Annotated in this window: 12 protein-coding genes; 4 read left to right on the top strand and 8 right to left on the bottom strand. The window is 45.7% G+C overall.

Annotated features, from left to right (window positions below):
- The first annotated feature begins 109 nt into the window (after window positions 1-109).
- Window positions 110-1,210 (top strand): outer membrane protein transport protein, encoded by a 1,101-nt coding sequence (locus tag L3V27_RS05485; protein ID WP_237311230.1) that lies wholly within the window; start codon window positions 110-112, stop codon window positions 1,208-1,210.
- 175 nt (window positions 1,211-1,385) lie between these two features.
- A complete protein-coding gene (locus L3V27_RS05480; protein ID WP_046873738.1) occupies window positions 1,386-2,183 on the top strand; it encodes a hypothetical protein in 798 nt (265 codons plus the stop codon).
- 48 nt (window positions 2,184-2,231) lie between these two features.
- Here the strand turns inward: L3V27_RS05480 and speG are convergent, their stop codons facing one another.
- On the bottom strand, window positions 2,232-2,771 hold the full coding sequence (speG, locus tag L3V27_RS05475) for a spermidine N1-acetyltransferase (protein WP_041853120.1): 540 nt from the start codon (window positions 2,769-2,771) through the stop codon (window positions 2,232-2,234).
- Window positions 2,772-3,016: 245 nt separating this feature from the next.
- Here speG and L3V27_RS05470 point away from each other — a divergent pair, with 245 nt between their 5' ends.
- A complete protein-coding gene (locus L3V27_RS05470) occupies window positions 3,017-3,169 on the top strand; it encodes a hypothetical protein (RefSeq protein ID WP_005375418.1) in 153 nt (50 codons plus the stop codon).
- Window positions 3,170-3,287: 118 nt separating this feature from the next.
- On the opposite strand, the gene L3V27_RS05465 is transcribed toward L3V27_RS05470, so the two are convergent.
- Complete coding sequence (locus L3V27_RS05465; RefSeq protein WP_048625291.1) at window positions 3,288-4,337, bottom strand: sensor domain-containing diguanylate cyclase; 1,050 nt, start codon at window positions 4,335-4,337, stop codon at window positions 3,288-3,290.
- Between the two features lie 292 nt (window positions 4,338-4,629).
- Window positions 4,630-5,481 carry a CARB family carbenicillin-hydrolyzing class A beta-lactamase gene (blaCARB, locus tag L3V27_RS05460; protein WP_047008407.1) on the bottom strand — a complete coding sequence of 284 codons (852 nt, stop codon included), beginning with the start codon at window positions 5,479-5,481 and terminating at the stop codon, window positions 4,630-4,632.
- Window positions 5,482-5,720: 239 nt separating this feature from the next.
- Between blaCARB and L3V27_RS05455 the strand changes: the two genes are divergently transcribed.
- Window positions 5,721-7,070, top strand: coding sequence for a ferric reductase-like transmembrane domain-containing protein (locus L3V27_RS05455; protein WP_237311229.1), 1,350 nt, complete (start codon window positions 5,721-5,723; stop codon window positions 7,068-7,070).
- Window positions 7,071-7,168: 98 nt separating this feature from the next.
- Here L3V27_RS05455 and L3V27_RS05450 read toward each other — a convergent pair whose 3' ends face one another.
- From L3V27_RS05450 to L3V27_RS05430, 5 genes are all read right to left on the bottom strand, one after another.
- Window positions 7,169-7,735, bottom strand: a complete 567-nt coding sequence (locus L3V27_RS05450) for a cupredoxin family protein (protein ID WP_150917835.1) — start codon at window positions 7,733-7,735, stop codon at window positions 7,169-7,171.
- 64 nt (window positions 7,736-7,799) lie between these two features.
- Entirely contained in the window at window positions 7,800-10,940 is a 3,141-nt protein-coding gene (locus L3V27_RS05445) for an efflux RND transporter permease subunit (RefSeq protein WP_237311228.1), read from the bottom strand.
- A gap of 2 nt (window positions 10,941-10,942) precedes the next feature.
- Window positions 10,943-12,658, bottom strand: a complete 1,716-nt coding sequence (locus L3V27_RS05440) for an efflux RND transporter periplasmic adaptor subunit (protein WP_237311227.1) — start codon at window positions 12,656-12,658, stop codon at window positions 10,943-10,945.
- A 103-nt stretch (window positions 12,659-12,761) separates the two neighbouring features.
- Entirely contained in the window at window positions 12,762-14,183 is a 1,422-nt protein-coding gene (locus L3V27_RS05435; protein WP_006742106.1) for a TolC family protein, read from the bottom strand.
- 218 nt (window positions 14,184-14,401) lie between these two features.
- A complete protein-coding gene (locus tag L3V27_RS05430) occupies window positions 14,402-14,821 on the bottom strand; it encodes a hypothetical protein (RefSeq protein WP_237311225.1) in 420 nt (139 codons plus the stop codon).
- Window positions 14,822-14,997 lie beyond the last annotated feature (176 nt).

Genomic DNA, 14,997 nt, shown 5'->3' with positions numbered 1-14,997 from the left:
ACCGACTGACTCCACAACACCCCCACGCTGTGTGCGATTGGCCAATGCCTTTCATTGATATACAACCACCGTCGCAGCGTGGGTTCCCCAAACAATAATAGGTTTTAGCATGAAAAATCTTTCAAAAATCGTCGTAGCGAGCTCTCTACTGACGTGTGCTGCTGCGCAAGCGGGTGGGTTATACCTTTACGAAACAACAGCATCGGATATTGGTTTGGCATCCGCTGGTATGGCGGCTCGTGCGCAAGATGCCTCAGTAATGGCTGCAAACCCGGCTGGTCTGGCGAATGTTTCTGGTAAATCTTTCTCTGGTAACCTGATTGGCCTTTACGGTGACGCGCAACTAGACACGATGACTGGCGATGCTGGCAACGTGATTGGTTTTGTTCCTATGGCGTCGGCATTTTACAGCCAACAAGTGAACGACAAATGGACGCTGGGTATTGGTTTATATGGCAACTACGGTCTTGGCCTCGAGTACGAAGGTCTTTTGGATAATCATTTAGATATTCCTACAGCAACGACGCAAGCCTTGACCATTCAACCTTCCGCTTCTTACCGCATCAATGATCACTGGTCTGTGGGTGCGGCGCTTGGTATTCAGTACGGTATGTATGAAGTAGAAGGGACGTTGGCTAGCTCTGGCGTGCATAAAAAATACTTAGACGAAGACCAAAATACTCAGGTTAATGGCCGAGTAGGTGTGCTTTATGAGGCAACACCAGGCACGCGTCTTGGTCTGTCTTACTCTTCTGAAACCGAATTTGAATTCGACAACAGCAACTCCATTGCTCCACAACAACTTATCTTCAGTGCTTACCACGAATTGAATGATGACCTAGCGGTGATGTGGAACGTGAACTGGCAAGACTGGAGCGAATACACAACCACGCTGAACGTAGAGACACAAGACACTTACCAAATCGCATTGGGTACTCAGTACAAACTGAATGAAAAAATGATGTGGAATGCAGGTTTTGCATTCGATACCAGCATGTATGAGAGCCAATCAAACGGTGATATTACCGTTCCTACTGGCAAGGCGTACCGCATTGGTACAGGCATTGATTACACATTGGATTCAGAAAACTCAATTGGTTTCGCGTTTGAAGCGATCTTGATGGAATCGTCAGAAACGCCAAGCTCACAAGCTGGCTTTGATGAGCCTGCTCTGTACTTCATGAGCATGAGCTACAACTGGAAAAACTAATCATTCCTAATCGCTAAAACGCCTTCCTTACAGGCCATTCTACCCTAACTACCTGCACTGGATGCTGTCACGCTATCTAAGGTAGTTAGGGCGCTTCTGTCACACCCAGTGAGTGATGATTTAAAAAGTATCTGCGCGGCTAAGTGCGGGTATTCAACATCTCAAAGGACTAAAAATGAAAAATAAACTAGCGTTAGTGTGTACGACTTTGTTGGTCAGTACGCTGGCTCATGGTGCCGAGCACCGAGTAAAAGACAATAAAAACAAGTTGGCGGATGACCCAACAAAAGTCATTACGAAATTTGGCGCGTCGTACGCAAACAACTACGATTTTGATGATCAAAACATCTCATTCTCGGGCTCACTTGCGCTTGACCAAGCGCGCAAAATCAACCTGCGTATCAATGATGATGCGAGCGAGTGGCGTATTGGTGGCTCGTGGTTGTTTCCGGTCGGTATCGTGAACTTCAACTTCGGTAAAAATGAATACGTAAACGGCGCGGATCAAACCAACTACAGCGTTGGTACCTTTATGCCGCTAAGTTATTTCGGGATTGAGCCAGCAGGCTTCCAAATTTTCCCAATGGCAGGCTATACGTACAACACTGGTGATGTTCCTGTTTGTGACGGTGCAGCAGGCAGCAACTGTAGCGAGCCTAACTTTACGGGCACTCCAAGTGCAGAGAATGGCTTCAATATGATGAGCTCTTCAGGCAGCAGCGGTTACGTTGGTGCATTTGCGCTGAAATCGTTTACCAAAGAGCTGACGTTAATCAGCTTCGCAGCAGGCACTTACGGCTCAGAAAACAGTGAAGGAGAGAACTACAAAGGCTTCTTTGGTGGTATCGGCCTTGGTTATCTCGTGAATAAACGTCACTCGTTTAACGTAATGACGTTTGTCATGGACAACAACACCTATTTAGATGAGGCAGATAGGCGCGTCGCATTATCTTACCAATATCAATTTGAGTAAATTGAAAACGCAGCAACGATGGCTGCGTTTTTACTTTGATGGAATAAATTAGTGAATCGCGTTCTTTTCTTCGATCTTTTTCTGATATTGGTGTTTTAATATATACATGCGCTTAACATCGCTATAGGCTCCGTTAATAAAGTATTCTTCTACTAAATGGCCTTCTTCAATAAAACCACATTTCTTATATAAATGAATAGCGACTTCATTATCCACTGCGACCAATAAGTATATTTTACGTAGATTAAGAATCGAGAAGGAGTAATCCAATGCACGATTAATCATCTCTGTCGCATAACCTCGTCCTTGATGTTCTGGGGCGATGATTATCTGAAACTCAGCGCTTCGGTGAATGTAGTTGATCTCAATAAGTTCGACCAATCCAATCACTATGCCGTCTTCATCTTCAACCACAAAGCGTCTTTCTGCGTCATCATGTATATGTTTTCGGTACAGTTCTTCGAGCTCATCATAAGACTCATAAGGCTCTTCGAACCAGTAGGCCATGATATTTCGGTTGTTATTTAGTTCGTGAATAAAGCGCAAATCAGAGCGTTCTAGTGCACGCATTTTTAGGCCTTTCTTCATCATTTATCTCCAATGAGGCGGAGTAAACCTCCGCAATTGATGCTAGAAAATCTTAACGTATTTAATAAGAATAGCGCATCTGTTTTTGGGAAATATTGTGTTTTTTTCAATATGGAAACTTAAAGTTCACGCCAAATAAAAATTAATCTTTACGATAAAAAATTCGATTAGGTGGTTTGCCTAATATCATATTAAATACCGCGCAACGACTTAGTGTCTTAATCTAAATAAACAAGGTATTCAATATGTTTTCAATCGGTGACGTAGTAGTAGCGACTAAAGGTATCGATCTTGGCGAAATGGTTGTTACAGGTTTAAGCAGTGGCGGTTTTTACACACACGTAAAAGCAGGCGAGAAAACGCTAACTTACCCAGCTAAAGATCTTAAGAAAGCATAATTAAATTTGCTCACTCTTATTTCTAAACTGGCTTAAAGTTCGTGTTACTTATTTTAGGCGGGTTAGAATTTATAAAAGGTAGCGCAACAAGTCGCTACCTTTTTTATCACTCTCTTTTCTAGTTTTCTTCTGTTTTATGAACCTCAACACGGTTTCTACCGGTTTCTTTGGCTTTGTAAAGGGCTAAGTCGGCGCGTTTTACGAGTGGTTCAAACGAGTCATCCAAGCTACAGACTTGAGTTACACCAATACTAGCGGTAAAGCTCATATCACGACCTGAGTGTTGAATCGTCGTAGTTTCTAGCGCATTACGAATCGTTTCTAATGTGTTTAGGGCTTCTTGCGATGAGCGGCTTCTTAGTACGATGGCAAACTCTTCACCGCCAACTCTGGCAAGTAAGTCACAGTCAAGTAGATGACTTTGAATGGTGTTGACTGCATGGATCAGCGATTTATCGCCAGCATCATGACCAAACCGATCATTAAGGCTTTTAAAGTTGTCTAAATCTAGAATAGCAACATGGAAGTCAATGCCTTGGGTGCGGTATTCATTCAGGCGGCTTTCGATTTGTCGCATGAATTCTCTGCGGTTTGGAATGCCAGTCAGATCATCCGTTGTGGCGAGATGCTCCATTTTCATAATTTGTATATGAAGGGCAATATTTAAAGCAATCCAGTTAGCAATGCACTGAAGCTGTGCCGCTTGTTCATTTGTATAAGTGTGCGTTTGGTGATGTGCAACATTGAGCGTTCCCAAACAGACTTTACCGTGCATTAAAGGCGCATCCATACACGTTCCCATGCCATTGGATGCCAGCATCACACAATCGACCTCATCAGATTGAGTGACATCGTCACAGATCATCAGTTGTTGTTTTTTGAACACTCGGCCAACAAAAGCTCGGTGAATAGGTACCAAGAATTCAGCCGGAATCGCTTTATTACCAGAGAAAGAGTAGACCTTTAGATGATCATCATTTTCATAAAGCGTGATACTCGCGCGGTCGGAATTGAATATACGATTTATCCATTCTGCGACCGTATCAAGCACCTGCTGCAATGTTTCCGATTGAGCTAAAAAGTGAACAAACCCTATCGGCATACAGATCGGACTTTCCATGTTCTGCATCGATAAGTCATCAGGGTTAAAAGTTCTTTCAAGTCTCAATAGACATCTCCTTGCGATGTTGCAAATACCAACAATAAGTTACACGAAGCTATTTTCAAGAAAAATGCGTTTCTACGTAAGATTATGGTTTATTTATCGCCATCTATGTGTGTTCAATTGCTTAATGTGGGCGTTAACTCACGCCTAAATGAATAAATGTTATACCTATTTATAAGTAAGTCATTACTCAATAAGGGGTGTTTTTGAGGTAGAACCAAAGAATAGGAAAGCCCTTCAGGGAAGAGAAGGGCAAAGAGGGTGAACTTAGGAAAGTAAATATGTACGCAGTGAATTAATTATCTTTGTATTTCTGTAAAATCAACTGACTGATTTGCGCGATGAGCTGGTCTCTGGCTTGCAGTGATAGCTCGGTTTCTGTGACATAGATACTAATGTAAACAGGACGATGGTTTTCCTTCCATATGATTGCGTTAATACCGCGCGAACCGTGACCACCCGCACCAGAGCGGTCGGCGATAGACCAACCTGTTGGTAATACTGAACGCATTAACGAGTCTGAAACCTTGTTGTCCTGCATCCAGATTTTTAATTGCACGCGAGACTCGTAAGACAACGTTTCTCCTTCAATCAAGGTTCGCAGAGTGTTTACCATGGCGTTAGGTGTGGTTGTGTCGCGGTTGTCTCCCGGTGTCGCTTCGTTTAAACGTGGTTCTAATCTATCTAGGCGCGTCGCTTTATCACCAATAGTTCGCAGAAACATTGTCACGGCCTTAGGACCGCCGATTTCATTCAATACTAAGTTGGCAGCAGTATTATCACTCATCAACATCGCGGCTTCACAAGCGTGTTCTACGCGTGTGTTTTGGCCTGCGAGTTTGTCCATCACTGGAGACCACACAACGATGCTGCGCTCATCGACTTTCGCGGTCGCATTTTTACTTAGCTTACCGCTGTCCATATCACTTAGCATTGTGGCGCAAGCCAAGGTTTTGAATGTGCTCATGAGTGGGAAGCGTTCATCGCCACGGTAATCCCAGCGCTCATCGGTTTGCGTATCCCAAACCGAGACTCCAATTCTGCTTGAGGTTTGTTGTTCGATGAGAGAAATGTCTTCATTCAGTTGGGAAGAGTAACTTAGGGTTGAGCAAACCATTAGCCCAGCCAACAAAAATAACTTTTTCATGCGTCGTGTTCTTCATTTTGGTTTTGGTTCGCACTGTGGCGATGTTACGCAAACTATAACGAGCGAATACTCTAACCACTGTTAAATCCATGTCGATTTTTTGTAGGATTCTGCGCAATACCTCCAAGTTTGTTATTGACCTTAGGCATATTGTGGGTTTACTCAACTTTACGAATATTGACGTTGCATTACGCTAGAAAAACTAAACTAGAGTTGTCGTCAATTTGAGAGTGATGTTCATGAAAACTGTACGAAATTTTGTATGGATGATAATTGCCGCCGTGTCTGTGTTGTGGTGGATGAGTGAACCGCAACTGCTTTCCTCGACCCAATTCTTCCAATGGCGCTCCGCGCTTATTCAATATTCTGGTGTTTTGTCGTTAGCTTTGATGTCTATTGCGATGGTGCTGGCGCTGCGCTTACCTGTGATAGAGCAATGGGTTCATGGCATGGACAAGGCATATCGAGTACACAAGTGGTTAGGTATAGCAGGCGTCAGTTTGGGTGTGATCCATTGGCTTATGTATAAAGTGCCGAAGTGGCTCGTTGCTGCTGGTTGGTTGGAAAAACCAGTAAAACACACTGGAGCAGGGCCATCAGGCAATAACTTCGTTGGTTTTGAGTTATGGGTTAAAGAACTGCGTGATATAGGCTTGGATTTAGGTGAGTGGGGCTTTTATTTGCTATTGGTATTGCTGGCAGTGTCACTCTGGACTGTTGTTAAATACAAACCGTTTAAGTTATCCCATCGTTTAATGGCTGTGGTGTATTTGATGGTTGCTGTTCACTCCGTTTTGCTGATCAAGCACGCGTACTGGGGCGATCCCATTCATTTTATCGCTTTTGGTTTTGCATTGATGGGCTCTGCGGCTGCCGTTTATAGCTTGTTTGGCTTTGTCGGACGAGCGAATCGCTATCCCGCCAAAGTGGTGTCGACTCGCTACTTCCCTCAAGCGCGCGTGATGGAGCTGGTTTTGGCGCCAAGCAATAACGGTCAAGGAAAACCTTGGCAAGGACACAAAGCCGGGCAGTTTGCTTATGTTCGTTTTGGTAATGAAGATCCGCATCCGTTTACGATTGTTTCAGGTGAGCACGATCCAGAGATTCGCTTTTTGATCAAAGAGCTAGGCGATTTCACGACCAATTTGTACCAGCGCGTGAAAGCGAGCGATGAGGTTGTTGTTGAAGGACCGTATGGGCGTTTAGAGTTTGATGTCAACAAGCCGCAAGTTTGGGTTGCTGGTGGTGTCGGGATAGCGTCGTTCTTTGCTATCTTATCTTCATTGAAAGCGTTAAAAAGACATCCGCCAGTGCATTTGTTTTATTGTACACGTGGCTTAGATAGTCATTTAGTGGATGAACTATGGAATGCTGCGCGTCAGGCACAAGTGAAACTGAACGTGATAGATACTGCGATTTCACCTCGACTTAATGTTGAACAAATTGCGAAGGAATGCGGCGATTTATCGCGTTATGAGTTTTATTTCTGTGGACCGGAGGTATTCTCTCGAACCCTGAAAAAAGAGTTAGAGGCATATCGTTTTGATACAGAACATCACTATCATGAAGAGCTGTTTGTGATGCGATAATCTAGCATTTGGGGCGAAATAAAAAGGAGCTGATATTAGCTCCTTTTGTATTTACATTTAACGTCTATGAACCGTGTTAATACGTTAATCCGGTCTCACTACAGTTCCACTTTTTTGACCATGCCGGCTTCTGCATGTCCGGGGATATTACACGCGAACTCTACATTTTTATCGCCATGGAAGTGCCACAAGAGTTGTTTCGCTTTGCCTGGTTCAACAGTGACAGCATTGCCGGAGTCATGCATGTGATCGCCAGACATGGTTTTCATCATTTCACGATGTTTAAGCTGTTCTTCTGCTGAGCCAATGGTAAATTCGTGATTGATTTTGCCTGTATTCATTACCACAAATTGAACCACATCATCCGGTTCTATTGTCACATCTTTTTTGAATGTAATTTTCATATCATCCGTTAAGAGTACATGAACGACTTTGTCTGGTTTTGCGCCATTTGCAGGCATACCAACCGCTGACATGCCCGGCATGCCGCTCATACCAGAATGATCCATTTTTCCATGATCCATCGGCATTTTATCCATGTTCATGGAACCGTGATCCATTTGACCATGCTCCATATTTTCGTGGTTCATGTTTGAGTTATCCATTTGAGCAAATACGCCACTCGATACCATGGTTAGAGCAAGAGTGATAAGAGTCTTTTTCATGTTTATTTCCTTTACTATCAATGAGCTATCGCGCCATTATTCTTCTGAATAATGGCGCTCGTTGTTATTTATCTTGGTGTTGAGTTGATTTCACTTCACGCTGTTTCCACAGCTTGAAGATGGCAGGTAACACAAGCAGCGTTAACAGCAGGGCAGAGGCCATGCCACCAATCATCGGTGCAGCGATGCGTTGCATCACTTCAGAGCCTGTCCCCTCGCCGTACATGATTGGAATAAGACCAATGATTACCGTTAATACGGTCATCATGACAGGCCGCACACGCAAGCCAGCGCCTTCGCGAATTGCGTCTGTAAGATCCCGTGCTTGAAGCGGTCGTTGTTTCTCTTCTGCATCCAGTTTTCGGTGGTGCCACGCTTGGTTGAGATACACCAGCATGATGACGCCTATCTCCACCGCAACGCCGGCGAGGGCGATAAACCCAACCCCCACGGCAATAGAGAAGTTGTAGTTCAGATAATGCATCAGCCATAAGCCACCAACCATTGCTAAAGGCAGCGTCAGCATGATGATCAGCACCTCACCTACACGGCGAAAGCTGAAGTAAAGTAGCATCATGATGATCGCAATAGTGATTGGTACTACGACACTTAAGCGGTCTTTGGCGCGTTCCATGTATTCGTACTGACCTGACCAAGCCAGCGAATAACCCGCAGGTAATTGAAGTTGATCTGCTACTACTTGTTGTGCTTCCACGACGTATGAGCCTAGGTCACGACCTTCGATATCCACGAAAACCCAACCGTTTGGACGCGCGTTTTCGGTTTTGATCATCGGTGGACCATCTTCATAACGAATATCTGCCACGTCTGCGAGTGCGATGCGTGCGCCGTTGGGGGTTACCAGTGGTAGGTTTTGCAGTTTAACAACCGAGTCACGGTAGTCTTGCGGGTAGCGAACGTTAATCGGGTAGCGTTCCAAGCCTTCAATGGTTTCTCCAACATTCATACCCCCAACAGCGGTTGAGATGACTTGCTGAACGTCTTTGATGCTTAAGCCATATCTCGCAGCAGCGCGGCGTTTAATGTCGATTGTTACGTAACGGCCACCGGCTACACGCTCGGCATATACAGATGAGGTGCCGTGAACGCTATTAAGAATAGGTTCCAGCTGAGCACCAATTTTTTCGATCTCTTTCAGGTCTGGGCCTGCAATCTTGATCCCAATTGGCGTTTTAATACCGGTCGCTAGCATGTCGATACGCGTTTTGATTGGCATTACCCAAGCGTTGGTGAGTCCCGGAAACTGAATCAGTTCATCGAACTCTTTGCGTAACGACTCTGTCGTCACGCCTTCACGCCATTGATCGTGAGGTTTTAGCTGAATAACTGTTTCAATCATGGTAAGTGGTGCAGGATCGGTGGCCGTTTCCGCACGGCCAATCTTGCCCCAAACCGTTTTGACTTCCGGTACGGTTTTGATCAGCTTGTTGGTTTGCTGAACTAGTTCACGTGCTTTACCAATCGAGATTCCCGGATACGTAGTCGGCATGTACATCAAGTCGCCTTCATCCAATGGTGGGATGAACTCGCTACCCAGTTGACTGGTTGGATAGTAAGCTGACGCCATTAGACCTAAAGCGATAACGATCATACTCTTAGGATACTTGAGGCTGGTATTCAGCAACGGGCGATACAGCGCAATTAAGCCTCTATTTACTGGATTCTTATGCTCTGGTAATACGTTGCCACGGATGAAATAACCCATGAGCACAGGTACGAGGGTAATTGCCAAACCTGCCGCTGCGGCCATTGCATAAGTTTTAGTAAAGGCGAGAGGGGAGAACATCTTGCCCTCTTGACCTTCCAGTGCAAATACTGGCACAAAGCTTAACGTGATGATAAGCAGTGAGAAGAACAGGGGCGCGCCCACTTCTTCAGCGGCTTTGCCAATCACTTGCCAGCGGTTCTTATCCGTGAGAGGCGTTCGTTCAATATGCTTGTGGACGTTTTCTATCATTACGATGGCACCATCCACCATTGCACCGATGGCGATGGCAATCCCCCCGAGCGACATGATGTTGGCGTTAATGCCTTGAGAATGCATGACGATAAACGCGGATAAAATACCGACGGGCAAGCTCAGCGCGATAACCAAAGACGAACGGATGTGAAATAGGAAGAGGGCACAAACAATCGCCACGACGATGAATTCTTCCGCCAATTTCTTCCACAAGTTTTCTACGGCAGCGTTAATCAGCGTGGAGCGATCGTAAGTAGGCACGATTTCTACACCATCCGGTAAGCTGCGCTGTAAATCTTCCAGTTTGTCTTTAACTTTGCTGATGACTTCACTCGCGTTTTCGCCGAATCGCATGACAATAACGCCACCAACCGCTTCACCTTCGCCGTTAAGCTCAGAGATGCCGCGACGCATTTGCGGACCTAAGTTGATGTCAGCAATGTCGCCCAATAAGAGCGGTGTACCTTTCTCTGTCACTTTGAGCGGGAGTGATTCAATATCCTCAATACTCGTTAGGTAACCTGTAGTGCGAACCATGTGTTCCGCTTCTGCTACTTCAACAACAGAGGCGCCCGTTTCCTGATTGCCGTTTTGGATCGCCATGTTCACTTGTTGCAGTGTCAGGTTGTAAGCACGTAGCTTAGCTGGGTCAATCTGAACTTGATATTGCTTCACCATACCGCCAACGGTTGCGACTTCAGAGACGCCATCGACGGTTTGCAGCTCATATTTCAAGAACCAGTCTTGCATACTGCGTAGATCAGCAAGATCATGGTTGCCAGTTTTATCTTGCAGTACATAGCTGTAGACCCAGCCCACACCCGTTGCATCTGGTCCTAATGTCGGTTTTGCACTTGGTGGTAATTTAGGTGCTACTTGGCTTAGGTACTCTAAAACGCGCGAGCGTGCCCAGTACATGTCGGTATCATCGTTAAAAATGATATAAACATATGAGTCACCAAAGAATGAATAACCACGAACGGTTTCCGCTCCTGGTACGGCGAGCATGGCGGTGGTTAGCGGGTAAGTAACTTGATCTTCAACTACTTGAGGTGCTTGGCCTGGGTAGCTTGTTTTGATGATCACCTGAACATCAGAAAGATCCGGAATGGCGTCTACAGGTGTATTCTTTACACTGTAAAGTCCGGTTAAAACAAGCGCTAAGGTTGCGATCAAAACCATGAAACGGTTTTTGATCGACCAACGGATTATTGCTCCAATCATAGTTAGCCCTCAACCGCTTCAAGTTGCTTCAAGACGTAGTCAGCTCCTTGTTTTTCAACTAAAAACCGTACTTTCTGACCTTCTTTGAATCCGGATAGATCCACTTCATCACCCACAGAGAAGTTCATCTCTCCTGCCTCCCAGTTCCATTCTGCAACTGGGAGGTGGTTGAGAGTTATCATCCCAAAATCCGCCATCAACATGCTGATATCTCCGGTAATCCATACGTCAGTCACGACAACGCTGTCATCGGCTTTGTAGTCAACGACTTCATATTGACCGGACTCTGTTTTCTGAATTTCAAACTCGATAGCTTGGCCTTTTTGCAGAGTGCCCACATCAACGTCATCTGCGAGGGTAAAGTTCATGACCATACCCGGCCAATTCCACTCTGCTACGGGCTGATGATTAATGGTCAACATACGGTGATCTTTCATCACATCGGTAATTTCACCCTTAGCCCAAACTGTTTCTACTTTGGCTTCAGTAGGTGATGAAATACGGGATAGATCAGCCGTTTGGCTCGATTCCGAATCCAACATAAAGTGCGCAGAGGTTACGATGCGATCATCTTGAGACAGACCTTGCAGCACCTCGATTTTATCGTCGGCTTCACGCCCAACTTTGATGCGCGTTGAGCGGTATTTACCATCGCCTTCAGACAACACGACTCGGGTCATACCGCCGGATCGAATAACGGAAGACTTAGGAATCGTCATAACCGCGTTATCAGTGACTGGTTGAAGGGCAATGTTGGCAAACATATTAGGTTTAAGATCGCCATTCGGGTTAGGGAACTTGAGGCGTACACGCAAGGTACGAGTTTTAGGATCCAGAATAGGGTATACGTAGTCGACAACCCCTTTCCATTCATTGCCTGGAATAGCATCAAGCGTCATAGTGGCGCTACTTCCTGCTTTCATCCAGTGAGCTTGGCGCTCAAATACTTCGGCATCCACCCATACATTTTCAAGTGGGCCCGCGCTGATCACCGCTTGAGCAGGGGATAGGTAACCACCTTCACGAACGTTCAAACTCGCGATGACGCCATCTTCCGGAGCTTTAATTTCAATAGTTTGCGATGCTTTCCCGCGTTGAGTGATGGCTCTGATTTGAGAACGATCAACACCCAGTGTCACTAAACGTTCTGTCGCGCCTTTCACCAGGCCATTACGCTCAGTTCGGTAGGCGTTCAGTAGCTCTTCTTGTGCTTTGACTAGCTCAGGCGAATACAGCGTGAACAGCACATCGCCTTTGTTGACCTTTTCACCCACGGCATTGATGTAAAGCTTTTCAACCCAGCCAGCCACGCGAACGTTGGTTTGCCACAAATGACTTTCGTCAAACGCGATATAGCCGACAGTTTCAATCCGAGGTGAAAGTTGCTCTAAAGAGACTTGAGCAGTTTTTACACCTAAGTTGTTTTCAACTGATGGGTCAATTTTTACCGTGCCGGGTTTGTCTTGTTCACCCGCGAGATCTTCAGCGTACACTGGGATCAAGTCCATGCCCATTGGCGACTTACCCGGTTTGTCGCGCTTATAATTTGGATCCATCGGCGCAACCCAATAGAGTGGCTCGTTTGGGCTGCTCGCAGCGCTACCGCCTGTGCCGCTCATGTCGTGGTTTGCACCAGATAGGTACTGATTAACGCCAAACCCTAGTGCCCCGCCAACAAGCAGAGCGATGGTTGCTATCTTTATTGAATTTGAACTCATTCCTAATTCCTTATTTTCCCCATGAGGCATGACAGTGATGTTGATTGGTTATTGGTGTGCATTCGCCATCGTCCCCAAACTTGGGTTCTCTCATTTTTTTGTTTTAGTTCGCGCTTGCTTCAGTCGTGATGTTGGGTGCGGATACTTGATATTCGAAACCACCCAATAAAGCCGCTAAGTTGCTGTTTACGATGTTTAAATCGGTAATAAGACGTTGCTGTTCGAGCTTTAGCGCCAGCTCGTCTGTGCTTGCCATGATCACGTCGTTAAACTGTGCGGTGTTGTTTTGATAACCCCTTTCTACCGCGTGAATACGAGCTTGAACTTGGGGAAGTAAGGTGGATTGATAACGCTCTAAACGCTGACTCAAGTTGGCGCGATCAACCAGCAATGTGTTGACCTTCGCGTTCATCTGAGTCAGTAACGTATCTTTTTGTGAGCGAGCAGCACCCACTTGATACTGAGCGGCGGCTAAGTTGCGGTCTTGGCGATTGCCAGTGAACAGGGGAATGTCCATTGTTAGATACGCGCTCACCAAATCCGATGCAGGTTCGCCTTTCATATTGTTGGCTTGACGATAGGCGTACATCACTTCCACACCGAATTGAGGCGTGTAAGCTTGCTCTGCAATGTCCACTTGAGTTTCATTGGCAGAAATACTTACGTCTGCCATTTTCACCATCGGGTGCTCACTCAACTGTTGGTAGTGCTTGGTCGTTTCGTTATTTGCAGACAACTTTTGGTTTAATGACGCCCAAGTCAGTGTGTTGCTGGCTTGAAGTGTTGAGCGTCCGTTTTGGGTATAGGTATTGAGCCAGTCCGAGCCCAACCATTCTGAGAGTTGCGAGACCAAACGGCGCTGCATTTGTGCGTTGGCTTGCAGCTTTTCATCCAACTTACTCACTTGAAGCTGTGCATTCAGTAAATCTTGCGCTTCGCTTTTGCCGATTGAGTAATTGGTTTGAATGAAGTTTTCCATTTCCGTCATGAGCCGACGGTTTTCTAGCAAAATTTGCTCTGCTTTCTGCTGATAGCCCAGCTCCAACCAAAGCTGAGTCATGCTGTTTGCCACTTCAAGCTCCCGTGCGTGAACTTGCAACGACAAACCATCGGCTTGTTGATTGGCTTTCTTTTGTTGAAGATTGAGCGTCGAGCCACGTTCGAACTGTTGCATCAAACCGACGGAGATATTGGTCATCGGATCCTCGTCAAATTTGAAGCTATCGACAGGCAAACCACCAAAACCGACTTTCAATTTCGGGTCCATCAAGGTTGCGCTGGCTACGCCTGTTTCACGCATTGCTTCCGATTGAGCATAGAACTGCTTACGGTTTCCATCGTTACTCAACGCAACGCTAATGAGGTTTGCTAGCTCATTGGTTGACTGAGCTTGGATTGATTGAGCTTGCGCTTCTTGTTGTGCTTTCGTATTGGCTGGCGATTGTGCCACCACATTGAAAGCAGGTAGGGCAACCAGAGCCAGTGAGCATACTGGTGCCACTAAGCGATTTGGGTTGAATTCCATAATTTACATCCAAATTGATACCAAGCTCTTTTGCGTTTCGGGATCGATTGAACCGAGCGGGAGAGCGTTGGTATTTGCCAAACGGATGACGCACTTTTTTATCGCTAAATAGCAGGTAACAAATGGAGCTACGAGCGAATAGCTGAGGTGAGCACGCTATCAGTTGGGCGCAAAGAAACTGCCTGCAAAGCGATGCAGGGTCGAATGCTTTGTATGGATTAAACTATCGGAGGCCGATACAAATCATGGGTGACTTGTACCACTGGTGCGGTAATTTCTGAGGCAATGGATGTGCGACAAGCCAATGGGGAGAGCTGGCTGTCAGTGACTGGTAATGGGACAAAAACGAATGAGCAAGATGCTGTACAGCAATTGTGGATCATACCGGAGCCATCAACACAGCTCATGGTCATCTCTGCAGAGTTGGAGCTCAACGATGAGGCCATCTCCATGCTCATACTCGGGGAGCCGCAGTGATCGTTCTCGCTTGCCATTTCCGTCATGTGAGCAGACATCATGGCATCACTCGACATCATTTTTAGGCTCATTAAAGGCGCACTATTTACCACGCTAGATACCAGCAGTATCAGCGTTGTACATAACGTTAGCCAAATTGTATGCAATGATTTCAGACGCATACGGTTTCCAGTCAAAATGAGCTTATATATCGAGTAACCCCTAAATAATAAAGGTTACCCTAGGGGTAAAGTCAAGGATTATACCGACCCCACTTCGAGATAATGAGTTCTACATCTTAAAGTCAATTGGACATATTAATCGCTAAGAAATATCTCGCTAGTGAGTTTTTTGTCAC

This window comes from Vibrio sp. J2-3(2022) (assembly GCF_021725735.1).
GTDB classification, from domain to species: Bacteria; Pseudomonadota; Gammaproteobacteria; order Enterobacterales; family Vibrionaceae; genus Vibrio; species Vibrio diabolicus.
Note: the sequence above shows the minus strand (reverse complement) of the source record. Positions and strands in the feature narration are given on the sequence as shown.

Excerpts from the sequence above, each read along its gene's own strand:
- L3V27_RS05430 (WP_237311225.1), bottom strand. The coding sequence starts at position 14,821 with ATGCGTCTGAAATCATTGCATACAATTTGGCTAACGTTATGTACAACG.
- L3V27_RS05435 (WP_006742106.1), bottom strand. The coding sequence starts at position 14,183 with ATGGAATTCAACCCAAATCGCTTAGTGGCACCAGTATGCTCACTGGCT.
- blaCARB (WP_047008407.1), bottom strand. The coding sequence starts at position 5,481 with ATGAAAAAGTTATTTTTGTTGGCTGGGCTAATGGTTTGCTCAACCCTA.
- L3V27_RS05485 (WP_237311230.1), top strand. The coding sequence starts at position 110 with ATGAAAAATCTTTCAAAAATCGTCGTAGCGAGCTCTCTACTGACGTGT.
- L3V27_RS05440 (WP_237311227.1), bottom strand. The coding sequence starts at position 12,658 with ATGAGTTCAAATTCAATAAAGATAGCAACCATCGCTCTGCTTGTTGGC.
- L3V27_RS05450 (WP_150917835.1), bottom strand. The coding sequence starts at position 7,735 with ATGAAAAAGACTCTTATCACTCTTGCTCTAACCATGGTATCGAGTGGC.
- L3V27_RS05455 (WP_237311229.1), top strand. The coding sequence starts at position 5,721 with ATGAAAACTGTACGAAATTTTGTATGGATGATAATTGCCGCCGTGTCT.
- L3V27_RS05470 (WP_005375418.1), top strand. The coding sequence starts at position 3,017 with ATGTTTTCAATCGGTGACGTAGTAGTAGCGACTAAAGGTATCGATCTT.
- L3V27_RS05480 (WP_046873738.1), top strand. The coding sequence starts at position 1,386 with ATGAAAAATAAACTAGCGTTAGTGTGTACGACTTTGTTGGTCAGTACG.
- L3V27_RS05445 (WP_237311228.1), bottom strand. The coding sequence starts at position 10,940 with ATGATTGGAGCAATAATCCGTTGGTCGATCAAAAACCGTTTCATGGTT.
- speG (WP_041853120.1), bottom strand. The coding sequence starts at position 2,771 with ATGAAGAAAGGCCTAAAAATGCGTGCACTAGAACGCTCTGATTTGCGC.